The 25848-nt window shown below is 71.0% G+C and carries 18 protein-coding genes and 3 pseudogenes; 16 read left to right on the top strand and 5 right to left on the bottom strand.

Annotated elements, in window-relative coordinates; all coding sequences use genetic code 11:
• The first annotated feature begins 157 nt into the window (after positions 1–157).
• From hmgA to OHO27_RS33930, 3 genes are read left to right on the top strand one after another with little or no spacing between them, the layout of a single operon-like run.
• On the top strand, positions 158–1474 hold the full coding sequence (gene hmgA, locus OHO27_RS33940; protein ID WP_328428773.1) for a homogentisate 1,2-dioxygenase: 1317 nt from the start codon (positions 158–160) through the stop codon (positions 1472–1474).
• Between the two features lie 27 nt (positions 1475–1501).
• Positions 1502–2251 carry a GntR family transcriptional regulator gene (locus OHO27_RS33935; protein WP_328428772.1) on the top strand — a complete coding sequence of 250 codons (750 nt, stop codon included), beginning with the start codon at positions 1502–1504 and terminating at the stop codon, positions 2249–2251.
• A 26-nt stretch (positions 2252–2277) separates the two neighbouring features.
• Complete coding sequence (locus OHO27_RS33930; RefSeq protein ID WP_328428771.1) at positions 2278–3420, top strand: type ISP restriction/modification enzyme; 1143 nt, start codon at positions 2278–2280, stop codon at positions 3418–3420.
• On the opposite strand, the gene OHO27_RS33925 is transcribed toward OHO27_RS33930, so the two are convergent.
• Positions 3417–4133: a TetR/AcrR family transcriptional regulator gene (locus OHO27_RS33925; protein WP_328428770.1), complete on the bottom strand. Its 717-nt coding sequence runs from the start codon at positions 4131–4133 to the stop codon at positions 3417–3419. The genes OHO27_RS33930 and OHO27_RS33925 overlap by 4 nt on opposite strands.
• Before the next feature lie 63 nt (positions 4134–4196).
• Between OHO27_RS33925 and OHO27_RS33920 the strand changes: the two genes are divergently transcribed.
• Positions 4197–5177 (top strand): ATP-binding cassette domain-containing protein, encoded by a 981-nt coding sequence (locus tag OHO27_RS33920; RefSeq protein ID WP_328428769.1) that lies wholly within the window; start codon positions 4197–4199, stop codon positions 5175–5177.
• Positions 5174–5956 (top strand): ABC transporter permease, encoded by a 783-nt coding sequence (locus tag OHO27_RS33915; RefSeq protein WP_328428768.1) that lies wholly within the window; start codon positions 5174–5176, stop codon positions 5954–5956. The genes OHO27_RS33920 and OHO27_RS33915 overlap by 4 nt, the downstream gene beginning before the upstream one ends.
• Before the next feature lie 292 nt (positions 5957–6248).
• Here the strand turns inward: OHO27_RS33915 and OHO27_RS33910 are convergent, their stop codons facing one another.
• The 3 genes from OHO27_RS33910 to OHO27_RS33900 form a co-directional block, all read right to left on the bottom strand.
• Positions 6249–6518, bottom strand: coding sequence for a hypothetical protein (locus OHO27_RS33910; protein WP_328428767.1), 270 nt, complete (start codon positions 6516–6518; stop codon positions 6249–6251).
• Between the two features lie 126 nt (positions 6519–6644).
• Entirely contained in the window at positions 6645–7475 is an 831-nt protein-coding gene (locus OHO27_RS33905; protein ID WP_328428766.1) for an anti-sigma factor, read from the bottom strand.
• Positions 7472–8014 (bottom strand): sigma-70 family RNA polymerase sigma factor, encoded by a 543-nt coding sequence (locus OHO27_RS33900; protein ID WP_328428765.1) that lies wholly within the window; start codon positions 8012–8014, stop codon positions 7472–7474. The genes OHO27_RS33905 and OHO27_RS33900 overlap by 4 nt, the downstream gene beginning before the upstream one ends.
• Before the next feature lie 209 nt (positions 8015–8223).
• On the opposite strand from OHO27_RS33900, the gene OHO27_RS33895 reads away from it, so the two are divergent.
• The 4 genes and pseudogenes from OHO27_RS33895 to OHO27_RS33880 all read left to right on the top strand — a co-directional run bounded on the left by OHO27_RS33895 (position 8224) and on the right by OHO27_RS33880 (position 14938).
• Positions 8224–9759: a DUF4331 domain-containing protein gene (locus OHO27_RS33895; protein WP_328428764.1), complete on the top strand. Its 1536-nt coding sequence runs from the start codon at positions 8224–8226 to the stop codon at positions 9757–9759.
• Positions 9760–9964: 205 nt separating this feature from the next.
• Positions 9965–11487, top strand: a pseudogene (locus OHO27_RS33890) (tetratricopeptide repeat protein).
• Positions 11484–13250 (top strand): nickel transporter, encoded by a 1767-nt coding sequence (locus tag OHO27_RS33885; RefSeq protein ID WP_328428763.1) that lies wholly within the window; start codon positions 11484–11486, stop codon positions 13248–13250. Before OHO27_RS33890 ends, OHO27_RS33885 begins: the two are co-directional and overlap by 4 nt.
• Positions 13251–13313: 63 nt before the next feature.
• Positions 13314–14938: pseudogene (locus tag OHO27_RS33880) on the top strand (serine/threonine-protein kinase).
• 2 nt (positions 14939–14940) lie between these two features.
• On the opposite strand, the gene OHO27_RS33875 reads toward OHO27_RS33880, so the two are convergent.
• The gene (locus tag OHO27_RS33875) at positions 14941–15750 is read right to left on the bottom strand and encodes an SGNH/GDSL hydrolase family protein (protein ID WP_328428762.1); all 810 of its coding nucleotides are present in this window, start codon (positions 15748–15750) and stop codon (positions 14941–14943) included.
• A 314-nt stretch (positions 15751–16064) separates the two neighbouring features.
• On the opposite strand from OHO27_RS33875, the gene OHO27_RS33870 reads away from it, so the two are divergent.
• The 7 genes and pseudogenes from OHO27_RS33870 to OHO27_RS33840 all read left to right on the top strand — a co-directional run bounded on the left by OHO27_RS33870 (position 16065) and on the right by OHO27_RS33840 (position 25836).
• Positions 16065–17273: a S8 family peptidase gene (locus OHO27_RS33870; RefSeq protein ID WP_328428761.1), complete on the top strand. Its 1209-nt coding sequence runs from the start codon at positions 16065–16067 to the stop codon at positions 17271–17273.
• 378 nt (positions 17274–17651) lie between these two features.
• Positions 17652–17831, top strand: a complete 180-nt coding sequence (locus OHO27_RS43250; protein WP_443059649.1) for a hypothetical protein — start codon at positions 17652–17654, stop codon at positions 17829–17831.
• Position 17832: 1 nt separating this feature from the next.
• A pseudogene (locus OHO27_RS33860) lies at positions 17833–18929 on the top strand (GNAT family N-acetyltransferase).
• Positions 18930–19318: 389 nt separating this feature from the next.
• Positions 19319–20200, top strand: a complete 882-nt coding sequence (locus OHO27_RS33855) for a glycosyltransferase family 2 protein (RefSeq protein WP_328428760.1) — start codon at positions 19319–19321, stop codon at positions 20198–20200.
• The gene (locus OHO27_RS33850) at positions 20197–21219 is read left to right on the top strand and encodes a glycosyltransferase family 2 protein (protein WP_328428759.1); all 1023 of its coding nucleotides are present in this window, start codon (positions 20197–20199) and stop codon (positions 21217–21219) included. Before OHO27_RS33855 ends, OHO27_RS33850 begins: the two co-directional genes overlap by 4 nt.
• Positions 21216–22016, top strand: coding sequence for a polysaccharide deacetylase family protein (locus tag OHO27_RS33845; protein WP_328428758.1), 801 nt, complete (start codon positions 21216–21218; stop codon positions 22014–22016). Before OHO27_RS33850 ends, OHO27_RS33845 begins: the two co-directional genes overlap by 4 nt.
• A complete protein-coding gene (locus OHO27_RS33840; RefSeq protein ID WP_328428757.1) occupies positions 22009–25836 on the top strand; it encodes a lipopolysaccharide biosynthesis protein in 3828 nt (1275 codons plus the stop codon). Before OHO27_RS33845 ends, OHO27_RS33840 begins: the two co-directional genes overlap by 8 nt.
• Positions 25837–25848 lie beyond the last annotated feature (12 nt).

The following is a 25848-nucleotide window of genomic DNA, read 5'->3' as shown; positions in this document are numbered from 1 at the left end:
ACAGCCGGATCCCCCTGGAGTCGGGTTCCCGTCCGTCTGGAGTCGGGTTCCCGTCCGTTTCCCGTCGTCCCCGCAGAGGAGGTCCGGCGGATCACTTGCGCCGACGAAATCGCAATCCTACGGTGAAGCATAGGAATCAGATCTCGAGGGAGCGATCATGAGCGGGGACACGCGGAAGACCGCGGAGGGGCTGACCTACCTCTCCGGTTTCGGCAACGAGCACAGCTCGGAGGCGGTGCCCGGCGCCCTTCCCGAGGGCCGGAACTCACCCCAGCGCGCCCCGCTGGGGCTGTACGCGGAGCAGGTGAGCGGTTCGGCGTTCACCGAGCCGAGGGCCCACAACCGCCGCTCGTGGCTGTACCGCATCCGCCCGTCGGCCGCCCACCCGGCGTTCACACGCACCGACAACGGCGCGATCCGTACGGCGCCCTTCACCCAGTCCGAGCCGGACCCGAACCGGCTGCGCTGGAACCCGCTGCCCGAGCCCGCCCCCGGAACCGACTTCCTGGCCGGCCTGTGGACGCTGGGCGGCAACGGTGATGCCACCCAGCGCACCGGCATGGCCGTGCACCTGTATCACGCCACCTCCTCGATGGACCGCGTCTTCAGCGACGCCGACGGCGAGCTGCTGATCGTGCCGGAGCAGGGCGGGCTGCTGCTGCGCACGGAGTTCGGGCTGCTCCATGTGGAGCCGGGACATGTGGCGCTGGTTCCGCGTGGGGTGCGCTTCCGTGTAGAACTGCTGGATGCCTCCGCCCGCGGCTATGTGTGCGAGAACTACGGGGCGCCCTTCCACCTCCCCGACCTCGGTCCGATCGGCGCCAACGGCCTCGCGAACGCACGGGACTTCAAGGCACCGGTGGCCGCGTACGAGGACGTCGAGGGCCCGGTGGAGGTGGTGAACAAGTTCTGCGGCAACCTCTGGACGGCCACGTACGACCACTCCCCGCTCGACGTGGTCGCCTGGCACGGCAACCATGTGCCGTACATCTATGACCTGCGCCGTTTCAATGTGATCGGCACCATCTCCTACGACCACCCCGACCCGTCGATCTTCACGGTGCTGACGTCCCCTTCGGACACACCGGGCCTCGCGGGCGTCGACTTCGTCGTGTTCGCGCCGCGCTGGCTGGTGGGCGAGGACACCTTCCGGCCGCCGTACTTCCACCGGAACGTGATGAGCGAGTACATGGGCCTCATCGAGGGCGCCTACGACGCGAAGGCGGAGGGCTTCGTGCCCGGTGGCGGGTCGCTGCACAACATGATGTCGGCGCACGGCCCGGACCGGGAGACGTTCGACCGGGCGAGCGCGGCCGAGCTGAAGCCGCAGAAGATCGACGACGGTCTGGCCTTCATGTTCGAGACGCGCTGGCCACTCACCCTGACTCCGCACGCGGCCCGCGCCGAGCACCTGCAGAAGCGCTACGACGACGTCTGGCACGGCATGGAACGGCACTTCCGCCCCTTGCAGTAAAGATCCCCGACCGGTACGGATGGCCCCGTGACCTCCTTCGCCCCGGACTCCATCGTCCTGAACCGCAAACTGCCGCTCTGGTACCAGGTGTCGCAGTCACTGCGCGCCTCGATACTGGGCCGCCGGCCGCAGGACGCGCTGCGCCTGCCCACCGAGGAGCAGTTGGCGGAGCACTACGGCGTGAGCGTGCTGACCATGCGGCAGGCACTGAAGGAACTGGAGGACGAGGGCCTGATCACCCGCCACCGCAGACGCGGCACCTTCATCGAGCCGGACGCCCTCCCGGGGGCCCCCGTGCGACTGCTCGGCTCGGTGGACGCGATCGTGGCCCAGCAGTCCGGCATGGTCACGGAGCTGCTGGACCACGGCACGGCACCCGTACCCGCCGAAGTCGCGGAATTCTTCCCGGGTCTCGACGAGGTGGCGACGTACCACCGTCTGCGCAGTGAGGAGAAGTCGGGCGAGCCGACCAACCACGCCCGCAACTACGTCCGCCCCGAACTGGCCGCGCGCATCGACCTGGACGACCTCGTCCGCTGGCCGATGACCAAGGTGCTGCGGGACGTCGTCGGGGCGGACATCAGCCGCATCACGGACACGGTGGAGGCACGGCTGGCCGACCCGGAGACGGCACGGCTGCTGCAAGTCCCGCTGCTCAGCCCGATCCTGCACTACACGGGGGTGACGTACGACGCGGAGGGGCGTGTCCTCGACGCCGCGGTCATCCACTACCGCGGCGACCGCTTCTCCTTCACGGTGACCCTGGACGCCACCTGACCCATGTGTCGTAGCCAGGTCGTACGATGCCCAGCGTGACGCACGACGACGCTCCGCTGCTGGCGGACCTCATGCCGTGGTCCGTCGCACCGCCGCGGCTCGGCCGGGCGTGGCCGACGGGCCCCGACGCGGCGTCCCTGAAGGCCCGCTGGGACGCCTTCGTGAAGGCCGAGGGTCCGGACCGGGACGCCCTGCTGGAGCCGACGCGCTCCCGCACCCTGCACTCGGCGGTCGGACAGCTGCCCGGCCAGACCACCGGCACGGAGAAGCTGATCCGCGCCTCGGGCCCCTGCCCGGAGCCGGTGCGGGTGCTGCACGCCCCGTTCGACGAGCAGTGGCTGATCCCCGACCACCGTCTGATCGACGCGGCCCGCCCCGAGCTGTGGCGGGTGGCGGACGAGCGGCAGGTCTTCGTCCTGGAGATCCCCGACTCCTCGCTGCTGGCGACCTCTCTGCTGCCGCTGCTGCGCCCGGGCCGCGTCCGCCCGCTGTACCGCCGCCCCGGAGGCGCGGAACCCAACCTGGCCCCCGGCCTGCTGCGGTATCTCGCCTCCCGGCTGGGCCACTCCCCCGCGCCGGTGGACGTGCTGGCCTGGATCCTGGCCGCCGCCCGCCCCGACCTCACCGTTCCGCTCCCGCAGGACCCCGGACTCTGGGCGCGTGGTGTCGAGTCGGGCCACCGCATGCTGTGGCTGATGCGCCGCGACGGGGACCGCCCGAAGCTCCCCGGCGGCCGTCGCCCCTACGTCCGCGCCCCGCTCCCCGCCCGCCCCCCGGCCCTCCACTACGACCGTAACGAGGAGACGCTCCACCTCGACGAGGGCCGCATCTCCCCCGTGCCGCCGGAGGCCTGGGACTTCGAGATGGCCGGCGCGAGGGTGCTGGAGCAGTGGTTCACCGCCCGGGTCAGGGAGCCCGAGCCCGGCACGCTGGCGGCGATCCGCCCGGCGACCTGGCCGCAGGGGTGGACGTCGGAGCTGCTGGAACTGATCACGGTCCTGGCGCTGCTGGCGGAACTCCAGGCACGCGACCAGGAGTTGACGTCGGCCATCACCGCGACCGACCTCCGCACGGCAGGCGTCCTGCCGGTCCCGGAGTCGGCCCGCAGGCCGGCCTCGGTGCTGGACGGCCACGAAGAAGGCCCCGAGGGGCAACTCGCGCTGATCTAACGCCGGTCGGGGTCGAAGGCGTCCAGCACCCGTTCGAGCGCCCGCCTGAACACCGCCTCCAGGTCGATCGGCCCGCTGTCCGCCATGAAGGCCGCGGCGAGGCGCGGATAGTTGCCGGTGGCGACCTGGCTGCCGAGGTAGGCGATGCGGACCGCGTTCTCCTCCTCCTCGGACCAGGGCATGGCACGGGTGCGCTCGGCGGTGGCGATCTCGTTCGCGGTGTACGTCGTCACCACGCCGTTGAGCAGCGCGACCAGCTCCATCTTCACGTTGGACGGAACGTCGAGCGGTTCGAGACAGGCCAGGCAGTGCTCCAGGTAGCGCAGGGTGTTGGGGCTGAAGCCGTACACCCCTGACATCAGCCGCGGCACCCAGGTGTGGCGGTGCATGATGGCGCGGGTCTCCTGCGCGTTGCGGATCATGTCGGCACGCCAGTCGCCGGAGGGCTCCCGGATGTCGTGCTCGGCACCGATCGCGTCGATCATCAGCTCGTACAGGTCCTCCTTACGGGGGACGTAGTTGTACAGCGACATCGTCCCGCAGCCCAGCTCGGCCGCGACATGCCGCATGGACACGGCATCCAGCCCACCGGTGTCGGCGATCCGCACCGCCGCAGCCGCGATGTCCGCCCGTGTGAACGCGGGCCTGGGGCCACGCCCGGTCCGCTCGGGACGCGCCCAGATCACTTGGGGTTCGGCCGCCTTGCCCGCCATCGATCATCACCTCGACCACCATCCTAGTTACGTACAGCGTACGTAGTGCGCTATGGTCGACCCATGACTTCTACGTACGCTGTACTTAGTGAAGGCCTGGAGAAGCGATTCGGCGAGGTCCACGCCCTGCGCGGACTCGATCTGGCCGTCGCGCAGGGCACCGTCTGCGGCCTCCTCGGCCCGAACGGCGCGGGCAAGACCACGGCCGTACGGCTCCTCACCACGCTGCTGCGCCCGGACGCCGGGTCGGCCCGGGTCGCCGGGCACGACCTGCTCCGGGACCCGGCGGCCGTCCGCCGCAGCATCGGCGTCACCGGCCAGTACGCCTCGGTCGACGGCGAGCTCACCGGCCGCCAGAACCTCCGCCTGTTCGCCCGGCTGCACCGGGTGCGCGGGCCGGCCGAGCGGGCCGGCGAGCTCCTGGACCGCTTCGGGCTGACCGAGGCGGCCGACCGGCCGGCGTCCACGTACTCGGGCGGGATGCGGCGCCGCCTCGATCTGGCGGCTAGCCTCGTGCGCCGCCCCGACGTGCTGTTCCTGGACGAGCCCACGACCGGCCTCGACCCCGCCAGCCGCAACCGGATCTGGGACGCCGTGCGGGAGCTGACCGCCGAGGGCACGACCGTGCTGCTGACCACGCAGTACCTGGAGGAGGCCGACCAACTCGCCGACGAGATCGCCCTGGTGGACCGGGGGCGGGTCGCGCACTCGGGCTCACCGGCGCAGTTCAAGTCGGCCATCGGCGCACTTGTCGAGGTCGTAGTCACCGACGCGGACGTCATGGTGAAGGCGGCGGCCGTACTGGACCAACTCACCGGCGCCGAGCCGTCGTTCGACCGCGAGCGGCGGGCCGTCGCCGCGGTCACCCGGGACGGGACACTCACGCTGCCCCGTCTGGTACGCGAACTCGACGCGGCGGGCGTGCCGTTGCTGGACGCGAGCCTCAAACCGCCGACGCTCGACGACGTGTTCCTGCAACTCACCCAGGAAAGCCAGGACCCCCAGGCCCCCCAGGCCCCCCAGGAAGAGGAGCGTGCGGCATGAGCACCCTCGCGTACGACGGCGGCGCGATGCTGGGCCGGCAGCTGCGGCGGCTCCGCAACAACCCGGGTCTGCTGATCCTGACCCAGACCATGCCGATCACCATGCTGCTGTTCTTCGGCTACGTCCTCGGCAGCGCGCTGGCCATGCCCGGCGCCGAGTACCGGTCCTTCCTGGTACCGGGCCTGCTGGTGGCGACCGCGGCCAACGGGCTCATGACCGGCATGTTCCAGGCCGCCCAGGACACCCACCGCGGCGTAATGGACCGCCTGCGGACGCTGCCGGTGAGCCGGGCCGCCGTGCCGCTCGGCCAGGCGGCCGCGGATCTGCTGGTGACGGCCGCCGGGACGGTGCCGTTCCTGCTGGTCGGGCTCGCGGTGGGCTGGCGGATCGAGGGGTCCGCGCTCGAAGCGGCGGGCGCGGTGGGGCTGTTGCTGCTGTTCCGGTTCGCGACGACATGGGTCGGGATCTTCCTGGGGCTGCTGACCCGGAACGAGGAGGCCGCCGGTCAGCTGGGCGGGGCCACCTTCATCCTGCCGCTGCTGTCCAACGCGTACATCCCGACCGATGGCCTGCCGGGCTGGCTGCGCACCCTCGCCGAGTGGAATCCGATCAGCGCGGTCTCCACGGCCCTGCGGGACCTCTTCGGCAACGCGCCGGTACCGGACGGAGCCGCCTGGCCGGTCGCCCATCCGGTCGCCGGGTCGCTGGCCTGGTGTGCGGTGCTCATAGCGGTGTTCGCACCGCTCGCGGTTCGCCGGTATACGCGTGGGGAGGGGTGACGTCCGCCGACTGAATGACGCGACGACCGCGTCGGCGGCCCGGTGGGTCGCCGACGCGGTCGTCGGCTCGTGCAGGGTGGCCCGTCAACGTCCGTACGTGCCCCAGGTGTTGCGTGGGGCGGACGTGGGCCGAGGAGCGGGGTGGGTGGAGTTCTGGGTTGGGCCCGCGCCGGGGTAGCGCTCCGAGCGTCGCTGCGTGCCGTGGGGATGACGGCGACGACAGCGCGGCGCCGGGTCGGAGTGGTTGCCGAGCGCGGGCTTTGCGAAATCGTTCGGGGAACGCCGGTGCGAGTCAGCGGCCGCCGAACAGCGAACGACGCAGTCGACGCAGCGGGGCGAAGAGCGAGACGCGGCGGACCCGCGCACCCTGGTCGCTACGCGCGTGCGGGGTGTCACGACTGGTCAGCTCACGCATCAGCGAGGTCGCTTCGGCCGCCTCCGTCTGCGGCACGGCGGGACCCGCCAGCACCGAGAGGTGGCGGTCGAGGCGCGAACTGGTCGCGCTGCTCCCGCAGGTGATCGCAGGGACCCTGGCCCTGCTGCGCACTGTTATCTGATCCATGTCACTCCCCACCCGTACGAGTCCACCCGGCCCGGGCAGGTTAACCCTATCTCCCCGGTGGGGCACTCGTGTATCGCGGTCACAGGATTCACCTTCCCCGTAAGGGTGTTGACGACTCGTCCGTGATTACTCTCCGAATCCAACCGATTTCAGGGCGAGTTGGACAACGGGCTGGCTGGTGGGCTGCGAAGACCCTCCGTCCGGCTCCACGGTCACAGCCAGTGACGTCGCCGACTTGTCGAGACCGGACGCCAGCAAGGGCGTGTCGCCGTCGAAGAGCCCGAGGGAGCGCGGTTGCACATCGGGGCGCATCTGCCAGAGCTGGTGCACTCGGCCGCTCGGCAGATCGCCGTAGCCGCTCAGAGTGACGATCGCGCGCCCCTCCGATGCGGAGGCGACCACTCCGATCGTCCGCCCCTCAGCGTCCTCACCGGAGGTCGCCCGGGCGTCGGGTGCGGCGAGAACGTTAGCGATCTCACTTGCCCGCGCGCGCTGGGCGTCCAGCTGATCCTGTGTCTTGGTCGCCTGGACGGCGAAGAGGGACGCGACGACGAGGGCGGCGGCGGCCGTGAGGGTGGCGAACGGCGCCAGCAAGGGGCGCGTCCTGGTCGCACGGGTGCGCGGCGGCGGCTGGTTCCCCCACACATGCGGCGGCAGCTGGGTGGCACGCGCGCGTGCCGGCTCCCGTCCGGCCTCTCGCCCGGCGGACTCCTGCGGGGTCGTCCGTACGGCGGCCAGCACCCGGTCGCGCATCGCGGCGGGCGGCGCCGCGGCCGCAGACCAGGCGAGGCGCGCGGCGTCCTCGGACAGGGCGCGCACCTCGGCTGCACACAGGGCGCAGTTCCTCAGGTGCTTCTCGAAGCGGTACCGCTCGCCCGGTTCCAGGGCGTCGAGCGCGTAGGGGGCGGCGAGGGAGTGCAGGTCCTCGCGCCGGAGCAGTCGGTCGACGAAGCTCACGCGACACCTCCCAGGCACTTGCGCAGCTGGGTGAGTCCGTCGCGCATCCGGGTCTTGACCGTGCCGAGCGGCAGGGAGAGCCGCTCGGCCACTTCACGGTAGGTGTAGCCGTCGTAGTAGGCGAGGGTGACGGACTGACGTTGCAGTGCCGTGAGCCGCTCCAGGCAGCGCCGCACCCACTCGCGTTCGAGGCCGGCCTCGACCTCCTCGGCGACATGGTCGAACGCAGGGTGGTTCGCGCGCAGTGCCTCGCGCTGCTCGCGCTCGCCGGCCGCGCGGGCGCTGCGCACCCGGTCGACGGCGCGGCGGTGGGCGAGGGTGAGGATCCACGACAGGGCACTGCCCCGGCCGGGGTCGAACTTCGCGGCCGACCGCCACAGTTCGAGCATCACCTCCTGCGCCACCTCCTCCGACTGGGCGGGGTCGCGCACGACCCGCCGTACGAGCCCGAACACCGGCCCGGAGACCAGCCCGTACAGCTCCTCGAACGCCTTCTGATCCCCGCCCGCCACGAGCACCAGCAGCTCGTCCGCCTCCAACTCGTCTCCCCCTCCAGCCAGACCGCATCTCGGCCGCCTTGTCCCACGAGGTATTCGCAACGAACACACCTCCGGATGGGGTTACGGATCAACGGACCGAAAAAGCGGGTCGAGCAGCCGAAAAATTTGTTTTCGAGATCGACCAATCCGGCCCGTCCCCGGCTCCGAATCCCGGTGCGTCAGGCAAGTTGGCACTGAGGACGGACGGCATGACACCTAATTCCAGGAGCGGTGCGGGACGCAAGGGCCTCGTGACCCTCGTATGCGGTGCGCTGGCCGCCGGGGGGCTCGCAGCCGCCGGTGTGACCGCGCTGGAACCGGGGGCGGCCGCCGCCTCCAGCCACCGTGAGGCCCCGCTGATCTCGGGGACTCCGCAGTACGACAACACGGACGTGTACGCGTTCGTCAGCCCGGACAGGCCGGACACGACGACGATCGTCGCGAACTGGATACCGTTCGAGGAGCCCGCCGGCGGACCGAACTTCTTCACGTTCGCCGAGGACGCCCAGTACGACCTCCACATCGACAACAACGGTGACGCGCAGGGCGAGCTGCTGTACCGCTTCACCTTCAAGACGCACGTCAAGAACAAGAAGACGTTCCTGTACAACACGGGACCGGTCGAGAGTCTGGACGACCCCGACCTCAACATCACGCAGACGTACGACGTCGAGCTGCTGAAGCTCAAGGACCAGCACCTGGTGTCGAAGACGAAGGTCGCCAACGACGTACCGGTGGCGCCGTCGAACGTCGGCAAGGCGTCGATGCCGGACTACGCCAAGCTGCGCGAACAGGCCGTGCACAAGCTCGCGGGCGACGCCACCTCGTTCGCCGGACAGGCCGACGACCCGTTCTTCCTGGACCTGCGCGTCTTCGACCTGCTGTACGGCGGCAACCTCTCCGAGGTCGGCAACGACACGCTCAAGGGCTACAACGTCAACTCCATCGCCCTGCAGGTCCCGACGCACATGATCGCCGAGTCGGCTGACCAGCCGATCGTCGGCATCTGGTCGACGACCCAGCGCAAGAACGCCAAGGGCTACTTCGAGCAGGTCTCGCGCCTGGGCAGCCCGCTGGTCAACGAGGTCGTCAACCCCATCAAGGACAAGGACAAGTTCAACGCGTCCTCGCCCTGGGAGGACGCCCAGTTCCTGAAGAACGTCACCAACCCGGAGCTGCCGAAGCTCATCGAGGCGATCTACAAGATCCCGGCGCCCGACGAGCCGCGCAACGACCTCGTCGACGTCTTCCTCAAGGGCGTGAAGGGCCTCAACCAGCCCCCGCACGTCACGCCTTCGGAGATGCTGCGCCTGAACACCTCGATCAAGCCGACCGCCGAACCCAAGCGACTCGGTGTCCTCGACGGCGACAACGCCGGCTTCCCGAACGGCCGGCGCCTCACCGACGACGTGATCGACGCCTCGCTCCAGGTCGTCGAGGGTGAACTGCTCGGCGCCAAGAACGACCTGGGCGACGCCGTCGACAAGAACGACAAGGACTTCGAGAAGGCCTTCCCCTACGTCGCCCTCCCGACCGAGGGTTCCCGCGGCCCGCTCGCCAAGGGCACGGACGGCGAGACGGACGTCCGCAGCCAGCTCGGCGACGCGCTGCAGCCCACCGGGGCCTCCGGCGGGACGGACGACATGACCCTGATCGCCGGTTCGGCAGGCGCCGGAGCGCTGGGAATCCTGCTGATCGGCGGGGCCCTGATGTGGTGGCGCCGGATGCGGGACCGGGCGTACTAGGCGCTCCGCGACATCGTCGGGAACGGCAGTCGGTCGTCTGCGGGCCCAGTGTGGCTGGCCGCGCAGTTCCCCGCGCCCCTTGCCGGGCGTTGCCCGACCGGGCTCTCCAACTGGCGCGGCCCGCGCAGTACTCATCCCCCACGGCGCGGGCCGCGCCGCCGCACGCAGCAACCACCGTCGCAGGAAAGCCAGTTGAGGAGAGGGCATGGCCCCGCGTACGAACGACAGCGCGCCGGAGAACGAGGAGCAGCGCGTGGCCGCCGTACGGCGGGCACGGCAGGCCTTCCAGCCCGTCCGGCGTTTGAGGACGAGGGCTTTCAGGCCGACCGGGGTCCAGGGGGCGGAGCCCACTGGCGGGGGCGCGCCCCGCATAGCCGCCCTGCGCCGCGCCGCCGCAGCCGCACGCCGCAGCCGCACGCTCCACCTCGCCGGCTGCGCCACCCTGCTGGCCGTAGCACTCACCGCCGGCTCCATCGCCCTCGGCGCCGCCCGCGACGACACAAGCCAGAGCCTCACCCCGGCGGCGGCTGCGGTGTCGCCCGGCCTCCTCGCCACCGGCGACCTCGACGCGGGCATCTCCTCCTCCAGGCCCACCTGCGCGACCAGCCGAAGGACTTCGGCAGCTGGGCCACCCTGGGCCTCGCCTACGTCGAGCAGGCCCGCACCAAGGGCGACCCCTCCCGCTACCCCCAGGCCGAGCAGGCCTTCAAGCGCTCACTGGAGCTGAACGCCGACAACGACCAAGCCCTGGCCGGCCGGGCCGCCCTCGCCGCCGCCCGCCACGACTTCGAGGACGCCCTGAAGTACGCCGACCAGGCGCTGAAGATCAACCCCTACAGCGAACGCGCCCTGTGCACCCGCATCGACGCCCTCGTCGAACTCGGCCGCTACCCCGACGCCGCCAAGGCAGCCGACACCGCCGACGACCGCCGCCCGGGCGTCCCGGTCTTCACGCGGTACGCGTACGTGCGCGAACTGCGCGGCGACGTCGCCACGGCCGAGCGCGTGCTGCAGCAGGCGCTCTCCTCCGCAGTGGCCCCCGGCGACATCGCTTTCGTCGCCACCCAGCTCGGCCAACTCGCCTGGAACCAGGGCGACTACGACACCGCTCTCACCCACTACGCCCGCGCCCTCGCCGCCGACGAGAACTACGTCCCCGCGCTCGAAGGACGCGCCCGCGCACAGGCCGCGAGCGGAGACAGGGCCGGCGCGATCAAGGGGCTGAAGGACGTCGTGTCCCGGTACCCGCTCCCGGGTCCGCTCGTCGAACTCGGCGAGCTGTACGAGGCGGCCGGTGACCGGACCGAGGCCGACGACCAGTACGCGCTCGTCGACGCCTGGACGGCCCTAGCCCGCGCCAACGGCGTCAACGCCGACCTGGACACCGCCCTCGCGGCGGCCGACCACGGCGACAAGGCGTCCGCCCTGCGCGCCGCCCGCGCCGAGTGGAACCGCCGCCACACCGTGCACACCGCGGACGCCCTCGCCTGGGCACTGCACGTCAACGGCAAGGACGAGGAAGCCCTGCCCTACGCCCGCAGGGCCACGGCCACCGGCTACCGCAGCGCCGCGTTCCTGTACCACCGCGGGGTCATCGAACGCGCCACGGGCAACGCCGAGAACGCCCGCGAGCACCTCGGTGCCGCGCTGAAGCTGAACCCCGGCTTCTCACCGCTGGGCGCCAAGGAAGCCCGTACGGCCCTCAAGAACCCGGAGGCGGCCAAGTGACCCTGCGTCGTCCGCTCGCCTCCTGCGGCGCCGTCCTCACGGCGGCCTGCGCGCTCGCGCTGTTCTCCTCCCCTCCCGCGAGCGCGCACCCCCTCGGCAACTTCACCGTCAACCGCTACGACGGCCTCGTCGCCACCCCCGGCGAACTGCGCGTCCATCACGTCGAGGACCTCGCCGAGATCCCGGCGACCCAGGCCAGGCCGGACATCGAGAAGGCGGGCATGACGGCATGGGCGCGGCAGCGGTGCGCGGACGCCGTGCGGGGCAGCGAGGTCACCGTGGACGGCCGTACGGTCGAACTCGCGCTGAACAGCAGCCACGCGCGTGTGCGGCCCGGCCAGGCAGGGCTCGACACCCTCCGCGTCGAGTGCCGGCTGACGGCGCCGCTGCCCGAGAACGCCGGCGACGGCACGCTCGACCTCGGGTTCCGCGGCGCGGGCGCGGAGTCCGGCCCCGGCTGGCGGGAGATCACGGCACGCGGCGACCGTATGACGCTCACCGCCTCGGACGTGCCGAAGGAGTCGATCTCCCGCGAACTGACCCGGTATCCGGAGGAGTTGTTGTCCTCCCCGGCCGACACCAAGACCGCATCCCTGCGGGTGCGCCCCGGCGGACCGGCCCTCGCCGAGGCGGACCAGAACGCCCCCGCGTCCTCCGTCCTGCCGCGCGGCGCCGACCGCTGGACGCGCGCCCTGGACGACCTGGTCTCCCGCCACGACCTGACCGTCGGCTTCGCCGCCCTCGCCCTGCTTCTGGCGATCTTCCTCGGCGCGATGCACGCGCTCGCGCCGGGCCATGGCAAGACCCTGATGGCGGCGGTGGCGGCGGCCCGCGGCGGCCGGGCCCGTATGAAGGACGTCCTGCCCCTGGCCGCCTCGGTGACGGTCACGCACACCCTGGGCGTGGTCGCCCTCGGCCTCCTGGTCACGGCCGGTTCGGCGGCGGCACCCTCGGTCATCACCTGGCTGGGCATCGCGAGCGGCGCCCTCGTCATCGCGGCGGGCGCGACACTCGTACGCCGTGCCTGGCACTTCCGCGGCCACGGCCGCCTCCACACCCACGGGCACGCGCACGACCATGACCACGACCACGACCACGACCATTCCCACGCGCACGCGCACGACGACCACACCCACCCGCACGACCCCCTCGGCGGGCACGAGCACGCCCACGACGCCGACCACACCCACGAGCGACAACCAGTCCTGGTCGCCGCCCATGCCCACACCGCGACACCGGCGCCCACCCCCACGCACGGCCACGTCCATGCGCATGCCCCTGCCGGCCACACCCACCAGCACGGACCCGAGCACGGCCGCGGACACGACCACGACCACCCCCACCCGCACGGTCACCCCCGCAACCGCGGCCTCCTCACCCACACCCACGGCGGTTTCACCCACACCCACTCCACCGCCCCCACCCTCCGCGGCACGATCCTGCTCGGATTCGCCGGCGGGCTCGTGCCCAGCCCCTCCGCGGTTGTCGTGCTCGTCGGCGCGGCGGCGCTCGGGAAGGCATGGTTCGGGCTGCTGCTCGTCGTCGCGTACGGCGCCGGGCTCGCGCTCACTCTCACCGCGGCCGGGTTCGCCGTCGTGAGGCTGGGTACGGGAGTGACGCGGGTGCTGGACAGGCAGCCCCGCTGGATGGCGCACCCCCTGACGGTCTTCGTCCGCAGGACCGCTCCACTGGGATCCGCGGTGCTCGTCGTGCTGATCGGGGCCGGATTGGTTCTCCAGGGGGCGGCATCCGCACTCGGCTGAGCTACTTTTGTGGAGAAATCACGCGGAGTGCAGATTTCGCTCGGATGCGAATGGGGGACGCCCGTGTCCGAAGAACCGGGCAGTGAACGTCTGATCGCGGGCCGCTACCGCCTTCTGTCCCCGCTCGGCGAGGGCGGCATGGGCACCGTGTGGCGCGCCCGTGACGAGCTGCTGCACCGCGAGGTCGCGGTCAAGGAGGTGCGCGCGCCGTACGGGCTGCCGGGCCCGGAGGTCGAGCGGATGTACGCCCGGCTGGAGCGCGAGGCGTGGGCGGCGGCGCGGGTCGCCAACCGCAATGTCGTCACGGTGTACGACGTGGCCACGCAGGACGGCCGGCCCTGGATCGTGATGGAGCTGGTCCGCGGCATCTCGCTGGCCGAGCTGCTGGACGCCGAGGGCCCGCTGAGCCCCCAGCGCGTCGCGCACATCGGCGCCGAGGTGCTGTCCGCGCTGCGGGCCGCGCACGAGGCCGGGGTGCTGCACCGGGACGTGAAACCGGCGAACGTGCTGCTGTCGAACGACGGCCGGGTCGTCCTGACCGACTTCGGTATCGCCATGGTCGAGGGAAGCTCCGCGCTGACGATGACCGGTGAAGTCGTCGGCTCCCCCGAGTTCCTCGCCCCGGAGCGGGCGCTTGGCCGTACGCCCGGCCCGGAGTCCGACCTGTGGTCCCTCGGCGTGCTCCTGTACGCGGCCGTGGAGGGCAACTCCCCGTTCCGCCAGACCACCCCCTCAGCACCCTGCGCGCGATCGTCGACGAGGAGCTGCCCCCGCCCCACCGTGCCGGACCGCTCGCCCCCGTCATCGAGGGGCTGCTGCGCAAGGACCCGGCCGAGCGGCTGCCTGCCGACCGGGCCGAGCAGGACCTGCGGATCATCGGTGCGGGAGGGACACCGCGCGCGGATGCCGCACAGGCGACTCCCTACACGCCGACCGTCGCGGCCCACCGGACGCCGCCGCAGACCGCCCCCACGGCCCCTGTCCCACCGCCCGGACGCACCCGGCCCACGCCTGCCGCCGCTTCCGCCCACAACACCGCTCCTGTGCGCCCCGAGCGCAACCGCCGCGCCGCCATCGCCCTGATCGCGGGCATCACCGCCGTCGCACTGGCCGTGGCGGGGCTGACGTACGCCCTCCTCAACCGCGGCGACGGCAACGGCGGGAACGCGGGCGGGCAGGAGACCACCACCCAGACGGGCGAGGCGACTTCGCCGGCCGAGACGGACGACGAGGGCGCGACCGACGGGGGCCGGAGTCCGACGCCCAGTCCGAGCAGCAGTCGTACGACTCCCGCGCCGCAGTCCGTGAAGGTGACGCTGGCAGGCGCCAACACCGAGTACTCCGGGTCCTGTCCGCCGCCGGACGGGCAGGCGCCCGCCTTCACGGCGACGTTCACGGTGGTGCGGCTGCCGGCGCAGGTCAGCTATCGCTGGGTGTCGCAGGACGGCGAGGTCATGGACCAGGGATGGAAGACCCTGTCCTTCCCGGAAGGCGGGGGGCGGACCAAGCAGGACAGGGCCTTCGTGACGACGTCCGACGAGAGTGGGACGTTCGAGAACGAGATCAGTGTCGAGGTGCGCGAACCGGTGGAGACGAAGTCCAACTCGGTGCCGTTCGCGGTGACCTGTGAGACGGAGACCCCGACGGACGGGGTCTCGCAGACGCCTACCGGATCGCCCGGCTCCTAGGTTCAGGCCGCGGCGTTCAGAACCGGCAGATAACCACCCGACTGGCCCGCGGCCGTCGGGTGGTACGACTCCGGGATGCTGAGCCAGTTCACGGAGTGCATCCACGAACTGCCGGAGCACAGCTCGTGCCCGGTGAAGGTGGGCCGTACGTCGCCGAACGTGAACCCGTGGTCCAGGGCACGCTTCTCGGTGGCGGCGTTGATGTAGTCGGCGGCGTCATTGAGCGCCCTGCGCTTGGTCTCGGACAGGCCGATGCACCCCGACGCGCCCAGCTTGTAGAAGCGGGGGTAGCCGAGCACGACCACATGGGCGGACGGGGCCTTGGTCCGGATGGCGGTGTACACGTTGTCGAGCCTGCCGGGCAGCGTCGAGTCGACGAACGCCTTCGCGGTGTTGATGCGTGCGACGCAGGCACTGTCACCCTGCAGCACACAGGTCGTCATGATGTCCGCGAAGCCGGCGTCGTTGCCGCCGATGGAGACGGACACGAGTGTGGTGGCGGAGCTGAGCGGGCCGAGCTGACTGGCCGTGACATCACCCGTTTGAGCGCCTGAGCACGCCGTGAAGTCGAACGACGAGGGTGAGTTCGCGACGGCCCAGAGGTACGGGTACGCCTTCGTGCTGCGCTTGCAGTCGCCGCTGGAGCCGATGTAGCTGCCCGCGCCGAGGCCCGAGGAGTAGGAGTCGCCGAGGGCCACATAGCCGCCTGCGGCGGCACTGTCGGCGGCCTGCGCTGTCGCGGCCCCGGTGAGGGCTGTGCCGACGGCGAGGAGGAGTGAGGCGACGTATGCGGAAAGTCGGGAACGTCTCATGGAACCTCCCTATAGCAGGATCTCTGCCTTAACCGTCGTACCAACTACGCGTGTTGACGGGAAGTGTCCATGCCAAGACTTTCCCGGGCATCACGACTCCCACCCTGTGCGTTCGCCATGAGTTGCGTTTCGTGTACATGACAGGATTGTTGACAGATCGTCAACTCCCTTGTCCGTCACCCCGGGACCACAGATCCTTTACCTCGGCTTCGGAACGGGAACGCGACGTTCCAGGGCCGTGCGTGCGACCGCGCACGCACCCCCCACATGTGCGCGCACCACCTGCGCACCGCCTTGAGGAGGACTCCCTCGTAATGGCACAACTGCGTAGCAACAAAATCCGGTTCGCCGCGATATCCGGCCTGGCGACCGCCGCCCTCGTCGGCGGACTCACGTCCCTCCCCGCCCACGCCGCTCCGGCCGAGGGCAAGGTCCTGGCCGCCGGCTCCCCCACGGCGATCAAGGACAGCTACATCGTCACGCTCAAGAAGAGCGCCGGCCTCAAGGCGTCCTCGGCCGCCGGCAAGGACCTGGTGAAGGAGTACGGCGGCTCGGTGAGCAGGACCTTCACCAAGGCGCTGAACGGCTACACCGCCGGCCTCTCCGCAACCGAGGCCAAGAGACTCGCCGCCGACCCGGCCGTGGCCTCCGTCGAGCAGAACCAGCGCGTCCAGCTGGCCGACACCACGCAGACCAGCGCTCCCTGGGGCCTGGACCGCATCGACCAGTCCGCGCTCCCGCTCTCGGGCACGTACACCTACCCGGACAGCGCGGGCGGCGGCGTGACGGCGTACGTCATCGACACCGGCGTGCGCATCACCCACCAGCAGATCAGCGGCCGGGCGAGTTACGGCTACGACGCGGTCGACGGGGACACCACCGCCTCCGACGGCAACGGCCACGGCACCCATGTGGCCACCACGATCGCGGGCTCGACCTACGGCGTCGCCAAGAAGGCGAAGATCGTGGCGGTGCGCGTGCTCGACAACGCGGGCTCCGGCACCACCGCCGGCGTCATCGCGGGCATCGACTGGGTGACCGACAACCACACCGGCCCCTCGGTCGCCAACATGTCGCTCGGCGGCGGCGCCTCCGCCTCGCTGGACACGGCCGTGCGCAACTCCATCGCCAGCGGCGTGACCTACGCCGTCGCGGCCGGCAACAGCAGCGCCAACGCCTCCTCGTACTCCCCGGCCCGCGTGACCGAGGCGATCACCGTCGGCGCCACCACCAGCTCGGACGCCCGGGCCAGCTACTCCAACTACGGCTCGGTGCTGGACATCTTCGCGCCCGGCTCCTCCATCACGGCCGGCTGGTACACCAGCGACACCGCGACGAACACCATCTCCGGTACGTCGATGGCGACCCCGCACGTCGCGGGCGCGGCGGCGGTCTACCTGGCGAACCACACCTCGGCCACCCCGGCCGCGGTCGCCTCGGCCCTGACGGGCGGCGCCACCACCAACGTGGTCACCGGCCCGGGCTCCGGCTCACCCAACCGGCTGCTGAAGCTCGTCCCGTAACAGCACACCCGTACGACCAGAACCAACCGTTCCCCGGAGACGCCCGCCGTCTCCGGGGAACGTCTTGACGGCCCCCACGGAGCTGAGCGACATTGAAGCCCGGCATCCGGCGCTTCGGGGGGCAAAGTCGCCAATGCAGACCTTACGTAGCAAGACAGGTGCGTCTCAGGACGCCGAGCGGGAGCGGTCAGGACCGGGGAGGGACCTGACACCGCTGCTCGCGGGCGTCGCGACGGCCATGGGGGATTCGGCGCGGTTCTCGCGCTCGTCGGCTCGCAGTCACCACTGCGCGGCCCGTTCACGCTGTTCTTCCTGCTCGCGACACCCGCCGCGGCGATCGCCGCGGCGCTGCGCGGACTGGAACCCTTCGGCAGGACCGTGGCCGCGGTCGCGGGCGCGGTCGTCGTCAACATGCTGGTGGCCCAGGGCATGCTGGCCGTGCACCGGTGGTCGGTCCGCGGCGGGATCGTGGCCGTGACCGCGATCAGCGCCCTCATTCTCCTGCTGGTTCTGGTGCGGCGGCTGCGCGGCCGTACGACGCGAAGGCGGATTGACTGACGTGGACATCAGCGTGTACCGCCCCGGCGAGCTCAGCTCCGCCGACCGGGCGGCGTGGACATCGATGCAGTCCAAGGCCCATCTTCAGGGTTCGCCGGAGCTGGCCAACCCCTTCCTCTCGCCCGAGTTCGCCCTCGCGGTCGGCCGCTGCCGGCGCGGGGTGCGGATCGCGGTCGTGCGGGAGCGCGGCGAACCGGCGGCGTTCTTCCCGTTCCAGCGGACGGCGGCCGGAGTCGGCCGAGCCATCGGGCTCGGCGTCTCGGACGCGCAGGGGTGGTGCACCGGCCCGGGTTCACGTGGGACGCCCGGGAGCTGCTGAAGGCGTGCGGGCTCGCCGTATGGGAGTTCGACCACCTGGTGGAGGGCCAGGCGGCGTTCGAGGAGGCGGCGTCCGGCACGTTCCCGTCCCCGGTCATGGACATCGACCAGGGGTACGAGATGTATCTGGGCCAACTGCGCGAGCGGTCACCGAAGTTCACGAAGTCGACGCTCGCCAAGGAGCGCAAGCTGGGCCGGGATCACGACGGTGTGCGCTATGTGCACGACGAGCGCGATCCGGCGGCCCTGCGCACGCTGATGGCCTGGAAGTCCGCGCAGTACCGCAGGACCGGGCGCAGCGACCGGTTCGCGCACGAGTGGATCACGGGGCTGGTGGACCAGCTGTTCCACACCCGTTCCGAGCCGTTCGCGGGGATCCTGTCGGTGCTGTACGCGGGCGGCAAGCCGATCGCGGCGCACTTCGGGCTGCGCACCGAGCGGGTGCTGGCCTGCTGGTTCCCGGCGTACGACCCGGCGTTCTCGAAGTACTCGCCGGGTCTGGTCCTGCATCTGCGCATGGCCGAGGCGGCCGCTGCCGACGGCATCGCCTATCTCGACCTCGGGCGGGGCCAGAAGGAGTACAAGGACTCCCTGAAGACACGCGAGTTGCTGGTGTCGGAGGGGTGGGTGACCCGTCGTCACCCGGTCGCGTTCGGACACCGGGCACGCCGTGCCCCGGTCCGGGCGCTGCGCAACACCGTGCAGACCCGGCCGGAGCTGTTCGAACCGGCCGACCGTCTGCTGAAGAGCATGGGGAAGATCCGCTCGGGACGCCGGTGACGGTCAGGGCAACTCGGCCGGTTACGGTCAAAACAACAAAAACGTGAGAGCTCGTTCCAGCTCTTGCCATACAGTCTCAATCATCAATACCGTCGTACATCTCACTCGCATCGGACTGTCATCAAGCGGCCTAGGGGAGGGCTCAAGACCGCGACAGTCCCGGTGCGGGGCGCGGTAGGGGGGTGCTCGGTGAAGGTGTCCGCACTTGCGACCGAGTCGTGCCGCGCGACCGGCTGCCGATTATCGGTGGTCGGCCAGATATGCCAGCTCACCATGCGTGCACGGAGATCAATGCGTCCGTGCCGTAAGTGAGAACCCCCCTTTCGAACCGGACACAATGCCGGGCCGCCCAGGGGCGGGCGGTCCACCGGACGAGAGGGACCAGACTCATGAGCTCTTTTCTGCGCCCGGCGGTAGCGGACCAAGGTCCGTCCACAGCCGGCAAGTACCGGCCGATCTCCACACACCTGGCCATCGCTCCACCGGTCAGCGTGGTGATCCCGGCCATGAACGAGGCGGAGAACCTTCCGTACGTCTTCAAGACACTGCCGGACTGGATACACGAAGTGGTCCTGGTCGACGGCAACTCCACCGACAACACCGTCGAAGTGGCCCGCGAGCTGTGGCCTGACGTCAAGGTCGTGCGGCAGCGTGGCAAGGGCAAGGGGGATGCCCTGATCACCGGGTTCGAGGCAGCGACCGGCGACATCATCGTCATGGTCGACGCGGACGGCTCGGCCGACGGCCAGGAGATCGTCAGTTACGTCTCCGCCCTGGTCTCGGGCGCGGACTTCGCCAAGGGGTCCCGCTTCGCCAACGGCGGCGGCACGGACGACATGACGCCGATCCGCAAGCTCGGCAACTGGGCGCTGTGCACGGCCGTCAACCGCAAGTTCGGCGCCCGCTACACCGACCTCTGCTACGGGTACAACGCGTTCTGGCGGCACTGCCTCGACAAGATCGACCTCGACTGCACCGGCTTCGAGGTGGAGACGCTGATGAACATCCGGGTCGTCAAGGCGGGCCTGAAGGTGCAGGAGATTCCGAGTCACGAGTACCTCCGCATCCACGGCACGAGCAATCTGCGGGCCGTGCGGGACGGGTTGCGGGTGCTCAAGGTGATCCTCAAGGAGCGCTCCAACCGGCGTGCGCTGCGCCGCCGCACCGCCGCGGCGCACTCCCCGACGCTCGGCTCGGTGCCGTCGGTGCCGTCGGTGCCGTCGGTTCAGCCGGCTCACCCGGTTCACTCGGTCCGGGGAGAAGCGTCTTGAGCGGTCCCGACATCTCCGTCGTGATCTGCGTGTACACCGAGGACCGCTGGGAGGACATCCTCGCGGCGGTCTCCTCGGTGCGGGCGCAGTCGTATCCGGCCCTGGAGACGCTGCTGGTCGTCGACCACAACGAGGCGCTCCTGGACCGGCTGACCAAGGAGTACAAGGAAGCAACCGATGTGCGGGTGTTCGCCAACGCGGGCCCCCGTGGCCTGTCCGCCGGCCGCAACACCGGCATCGCCGCCTCGTACGGCGAGGTCATCGCGTTCCTCGACGACGACGCGGTGGCCGAGCGGGACTGGCTGAAGCACTTCGCGGCCGGGTACGCCGATCCGGACGTCATGGCCGTCGGCGGGCGCACCGAGCCGATCTGGGCGTCGGGGCGGCGGCCGGCCTGGTTCCCTGAGGAGTTCGACTGGGTGGTCGGCTGCACCTACCGCGGCCTGCCGCACGGGCGCGTGAAGGTGCGCAACGTCCTCGGCGGCAACGCCTCCTTCCGGCGTACGGCGTTCGACTTCGCTGGCGGCTTCGCCAGCGGCATCGGGCGCGACGGCGACCGGCTGCCGCTGGGCTGCGAGGAGACGGAGCTGTGCATCCGGCTCACCCGGGCCCGGCCCGAGGCGGTCCTGCTGATCGATGACCGCGCGGTGATCCACCACCGGGTGCCCTCGGTGCGCGAGCACTTCCGGTACTTCCGTACCCGCACCTACGCCGAGGGCCTGTCGAAGGCGCTGGTGGCCCGAAGTGTCGGCGCGGACAAGGGACTTGAGTCGGAGCGCCGGTACGCCACCCGGGTCTTGCCTGCCGGGGTCGCGCGCGGGCTGCGGGACGCCGTGCTCGCCCGGCCGGGCGGTGCGGGGCGGGCCGGTGCGATCGTCGCCGGGGTGCTCACGGCCGCCGGTGGGTACGTGGTGGGGAGTGTCCGGGTCCGCCGGGGCGGCGTTACGTACTCGGTGGCGGGGACCGGAGCGGGAGCCGGCAGCGAGGGGGCGGCCGGCGTCGAGGGGGGCAGCAGATGACCGACACGCGCGTGCCGATCCTGATGTACCACGCCGTCTCCACCTCGCCGAACGACGCCACCCGCGATCTGTCGGTGGCGCCGGAGGCGTTCGCGGAGCAGATGGCGCTGATCGGCGACCTGGGCCTCACGCCCGTCCGGACCGCCGATCTCGCCGCACGCTGGCGCTCGGGCAAGCCCTTGCCCGAGCGGCCGGTGCTGATCACCTTCGACGACGGCTACGAGGGCGTGCACCGGCACGCCCTGCCCGTGCTCGCCAAGTACGGCTTCGCCGCCACGGTGTTCGTCTCCACGGGCTGGCTGAAGGGCCCGCACGACATGGGCGGCGGCCTGGACACCATGCTCGACTGGGACCAGGTCCGCGAACTCGCCGGGGCGGACGTCGAGATCGGCGGCCACAGCCATACGCATCCGCAGCTCGACCAGCTCCCGGACGACCATCTGCGCTCCGAGCTGATCCTGTGCAAGGAGATCATCTCGGACCGGCTGGGCACCGTCCCCGCCTCCTTCGCCTACCCGTACGGCTACTCCAGCCGCCGGGTGCGCGAGGCGGTGCGCGAGACGGGGTACGCCCAGGCGCTCGCCGTCAACAACGGCCTCGCGCAGCGCCGGCAGGGGCCGTACGCCCTCACCCGGCTGACCGTGCGCCGCACCACCGGAATCGAGGAGTTCGGGCGGATGGTCGAGGGCCGTGCCATCGCCCGTACCTTCGCCAGGGACCGTGCCCTCACCAAGGGGTACGCCGTCGTCCGCAGAGCCCGACAGGTCCGCCGGAAGGCCATCCGTTCCCGTGTCTGACACGACGACCACGACCGAGCCCGCATCGACCGACGCGCCGGCGCCCGAGCAGTCGGGGCGCCGCCTTCGCCTGCCCGGCATGGGCGGGTCCTCCGGGGGCAGCCAGCTGTTCCGCAACGCCTATGCCCTGATGATCAACACCGGTGTCTCAGCGGTGCTGGGGCTCGGCTTCTGGCTGGCCGCCGCCCGCTACTACTCCGAGTCCGCGGTCGGCCAGGGGTCCGCCGCGATCGCCGCGATGAAGTTCCTCGCGGGTCTGACCGCGGTGACACTGACGGGCGCGCTGGCCCGGTTCATCCCGGTCGCGGGGCGCAGGATCGGCCGGCTGATCTTCCGGACGTACGCGGGCAGTTGCGTGGTCGTGGCCCTGGCCGCGGGGATCTTCCTGCTGACGCTGGACCTGTGGGGGCCGTCGTACCGGTTCCTGGGCGGGCCGGTCAACGGGCTGTTCTTCGTCGTGGCCGTCATCGCCTGGAATCTGCTCACCCTGCAGGACGGCGTGCTGACCGGGCTGCGCAGCGCGGTGTGGGTGCCGGTCGGCAACACCGTGTTCTCCGCGGTGAAGCTGGCTCTGCTGGTGGCCTTCGCGGTGGCGATCCCCACCGCCGGTGTCTTCGTGTCGTGGGTCGCGGCGATCGCGGTGTCCGTACTGCCGCTGGGCTGGCTGGTGTTCCGGCGTCTGGTGCCGCGCCATGTGAAGGCGACCGAGGACCGCATCAGTCCCCCGTCCCTGAAGGAGATCGGGAAGTTCCTGGCCGGTGACTACACCGGCTCCCTGTTCTCCCTCGCCGTGGTGTATCTGATTCCCGTGATCGTGGCCGCGCAGGTCTCCGCCGAGGACAACGCGTACTTCTACATCACGGCCACCATCGGCGGCACGGTCAATCTGCTCGCCATCAACATGGGCGCCTCCCTCACGGTCGAGGGCTCGCACGACCCGGGGCGGCTGGCCGCCAACACCCGGGCCGCGCTGAAGCGCATGGCGCGGATCATGGTGCCGGTCGCCGCGATCCTGTTCTTCGGGGCGCCCTGGATCCTGGGCGTCTTCGGCCAGGGCTACGCGGACGCGGCCACGCCGCTGCTGCGCTGGTTCGCGGCCGGCGCGCTGCTGCGGGTCGTGATGGAGACGTACTTCGCGGTCCTGCGCGCGCAGAGCCGCACCGCCGGACTGGCCTGGCTGCAGGGCCTGCTGTGTGCCCTGGTGCTCGGTCTGACGCTGCTGCTGCTCCCCCGCATGGGCCTGACCGGCGCCGGTGTCGCCGAGATCGTGGCCCTCGCGGTGATCGTCGCGATCGCCGCGCCCAAGCTGTTCAAGACGGTGCGGGCGACCTCGGCCGAGGTTCCCGCGGGCGCGGCTCCCGACGGTGACCTCGCCGACCTGGGGGCGCGCGAGGTGGCCGAGGGGACGCGAAAGCGGGGGCCGGGCTGGGCGCTCGACACCGACACGCTCGCCCTCGGCATCCACGTCGACTTCGACCACCTGGAACGCCGGCCCGATGTCCGCCCCGGCCCCGGTACGCCGCCCACGGGCACCCCGCCGGTACGCCCGGACCACCGCCCGGCCTGGGCACGCACACCGGAAGTGGGGTTGCCGGTCGACATGGGGGTCCCCCCGCTCGAGCGAATTCGAGCGTGGGGGAGGGAGCCCGGCTCGGAGGCGTCGCTGGGGCCGGCCGAGGTGGACGCCCCGTTCGACGAGGCCGCACCGGAGGAGCGCGAGGAGGCTGTCGTACGGGAAGAGCCGCCCATGCACGAAGAGGCCGTACGACAGCCCGCGGTGCCCGCGCTCACCTGGCGTGAGCGGCTGCTGCCCACCCGCCTCGGGGTCGTCCTCGGCTGTCTGCTGATCGCCGCGCTGCTGCTGTACTGGGTGCCCGCGCTGCGACTCGGCGAGAGCGACCTGGACGGGATGGGCGGGCTCGGGCTGATCTCCGTGCTGCCGCTGCCCACCCTGGTCGGGGCCGCGCTGCTCACGGTGGTGTTCGCCTCGCTGCTGTGGCTGGGCCGCGAGCATCGGGCACTGCTGCTGGTCACGCTGGTCGCGACGGTCGTTTCGCTGCACGCCCTGCCCGCCCTGATCGAGACCGAGCCGCGGTTCGCGACGGCCTGGCAGCACCTCGGCTTCCTCGACTACATCGACCGCACCGGGTCGGCGGTGCCCGACCTGGACGCGCGCTGGAGCTGGCCGGGCTTCTTCGCGGTGGCCGCGTTCGCCGCGAAGGCCTGCGGAGTCAGCGATCTCAGCGAGGTCATCCGCTGGTGGCCGCTGACCATGCAACTGCTGTACCTGGTCCCGATGTTCCTGCTCGTGCGCTCGATGCGGGCGAGCTGGCGTGCCAAGTGGACCGGTGTCTGGATCTTCGTGCTGAGCGGCTGGGTGGGCCAGGACTACTTCTCGCCGCAGGGCTTCACGTATCTGCTGTATCTGGTCTTCGCGGCGATCCTGCTGGTCTGGTTCCGCGCGCCACGCGTGCTCTGGACGAAGCGGCGGCCCGGCGAGGTGGAGGTCGAACCGACGGACCGGCGGCAGCGGGCCGTGCTGCTGATGGTCGTGATCGGCTTGTTCGCGGCGAGCGTGCCGGCCCACCAGCTCACCCCGTTCGTGATGCTGGGCGTGCTGACGGCCCTCGTCCTGATCGGCAAGTCCGAACTGCGCGGCCTGCCGATCCTGTTCGGCGTCATGGTGACGGTCTGGATCGGCTTCCTGGCCGAGCCGTACTGGTCGGGACACTTCGACGAGCTCTTCGGCGGGGTCGGCGGCGTCGGCTCCAATGTGTCGTCGTCGGTGTCGGGTCGTATCGAGGGCGGCAGTTCGACGCACAAGCTCGTCCTCTACACGCGCGTGCTGCTGGCCGGCGGTGTGATGGCCTTCGCCTGCTGGGGCTGGTGGCGGCGGCGCTTCCACCACTACCGGGAGCGCTCGCTGCTCGTCCTCACCTTTGTGCCGTTCCTGGGCTTCGGCATGCAGTCGTACGGCGGTGAGATGGCGCTGCGCGTCTTCATGTTCGCCCTGCCCGGCGCGGCCCTGCTGGCCGGACTCGCCCTGTTCCCGCGCACCGGCATCACCACGAAGGAGCGCGACAAGGACCGGGTGAGCCTCGCGCCGCTGGCCGCGCTCATGGCGGGCCTGGTGCTCATGGGCGGCTTCCTGGTGGCCCGCTGGGGCAACGAGCCGTTCGAGCGGATCCGGCCCGGCGAGGTCGCCGCCATGGAGTACGTGTACGCCCATGACGATCCGACGGTGCGGTTGCTGTGGCTGAGCAACGACCCGGTCAACGTCGTGACTCCGTCGATGCCGTGGGGCTCGCAGGACATGGAGAAGGTGGAGTACCTGCCCACGCTGGCGCCGACCGACCCGGTGCTGGTGTCGGGGCTGGTCAAGGCCCTCAAGGATGCGGGTCCGAACTCGTATCTGATGATAAACCGGGGTCAGGTCACCTATCTGCGGATGGACGTGGGCTATTCGGCGAGCTGGGAGCCGCGGCTGATCCAGAACCTGGACAAGCGGCAGGAGCTGGAGAAAGTCTTCGCCAACGCCGACGTGACGATGTACGCGCTGCGCAAGCAGCCGGCCGGTGAGGTCCCGAAGGCCGATCCCGGTCCGATCGGGCCGCAGGTGACCTGGACGCCGTGGTCGGTGGTCGGGGGGCTCGCGGCACTCGCGCTGATCGTGCTGCTGATGGCCCGCGAGCTCGTCCGGGTGGCGATGGCGCCCAGCGTGCGGCAACTGCGCTGGCTGCAGAGCAGCTTCTGGTTCTCGCTGCCGCTGCTGGCGGTGCTGCTGGCCTCGCTGGTGCAGCGGTTCCTGACCATCAAGTGAGGACGGTGACGG

Source organism: Streptomyces sp. NBC_00443 (assembly GCF_036014175.1).
Classification (GTDB): domain Bacteria; phylum Actinomycetota; class Actinomycetes; order Streptomycetales; family Streptomycetaceae; genus Streptomyces.
The sequence above is the reverse complement of the archived record's forward strand: the minus strand, read 5'-3'. Positions and strand labels throughout refer to the sequence as shown.

Excerpts from the sequence above, each read along its gene's own strand:
- hmgA (WP_328428773.1), top strand. The coding sequence starts at position 158 with ATGAGCGGGGACACGCGGAAGACCGCGGAGGGGCTGACCTACCTCTCC.
- OHO27_RS33930 (WP_328428771.1), top strand. The coding sequence starts at position 2,278 with ATGCCCAGCGTGACGCACGACGACGCTCCGCTGCTGGCGGACCTCATG.
- OHO27_RS33925 (WP_328428770.1), bottom strand. The coding sequence starts at position 4,133 with ATGGCGGGCAAGGCGGCCGAACCCCAAGTGATCTGGGCGCGTCCCGAG.
- OHO27_RS33920 (WP_328428769.1), top strand. The coding sequence starts at position 4,197 with ATGACTTCTACGTACGCTGTACTTAGTGAAGGCCTGGAGAAGCGATTC.
- OHO27_RS33915 (WP_328428768.1), top strand. The coding sequence starts at position 5,174 with ATGAGCACCCTCGCGTACGACGGCGGCGCGATGCTGGGCCGGCAGCTG.
- OHO27_RS33910 (WP_328428767.1), bottom strand. The coding sequence starts at position 6,518 with ATGGATCAGATAACAGTGCGCAGCAGGGCCAGGGTCCCTGCGATCACC.
- OHO27_RS33895 (WP_328428764.1), top strand. The coding sequence starts at position 8,224 with ATGACACCTAATTCCAGGAGCGGTGCGGGACGCAAGGGCCTCGTGACC.
- OHO27_RS33875 (WP_328428762.1), bottom strand. The coding sequence starts at position 15,750 with ATGAGACGTTCCCGACTTTCCGCATACGTCGCCTCACTCCTCCTCGCC.
- OHO27_RS33870 (WP_328428761.1), top strand. The coding sequence starts at position 16,065 with ATGGCACAACTGCGTAGCAACAAAATCCGGTTCGCCGCGATATCCGGC.
- OHO27_RS33855 (WP_328428760.1), top strand. The coding sequence starts at position 19,319 with ATGAGCTCTTTTCTGCGCCCGGCGGTAGCGGACCAAGGTCCGTCCACA.
- OHO27_RS33845 (WP_328428758.1), top strand. The coding sequence starts at position 21,216 with ATGACCGACACGCGCGTGCCGATCCTGATGTACCACGCCGTCTCCACC.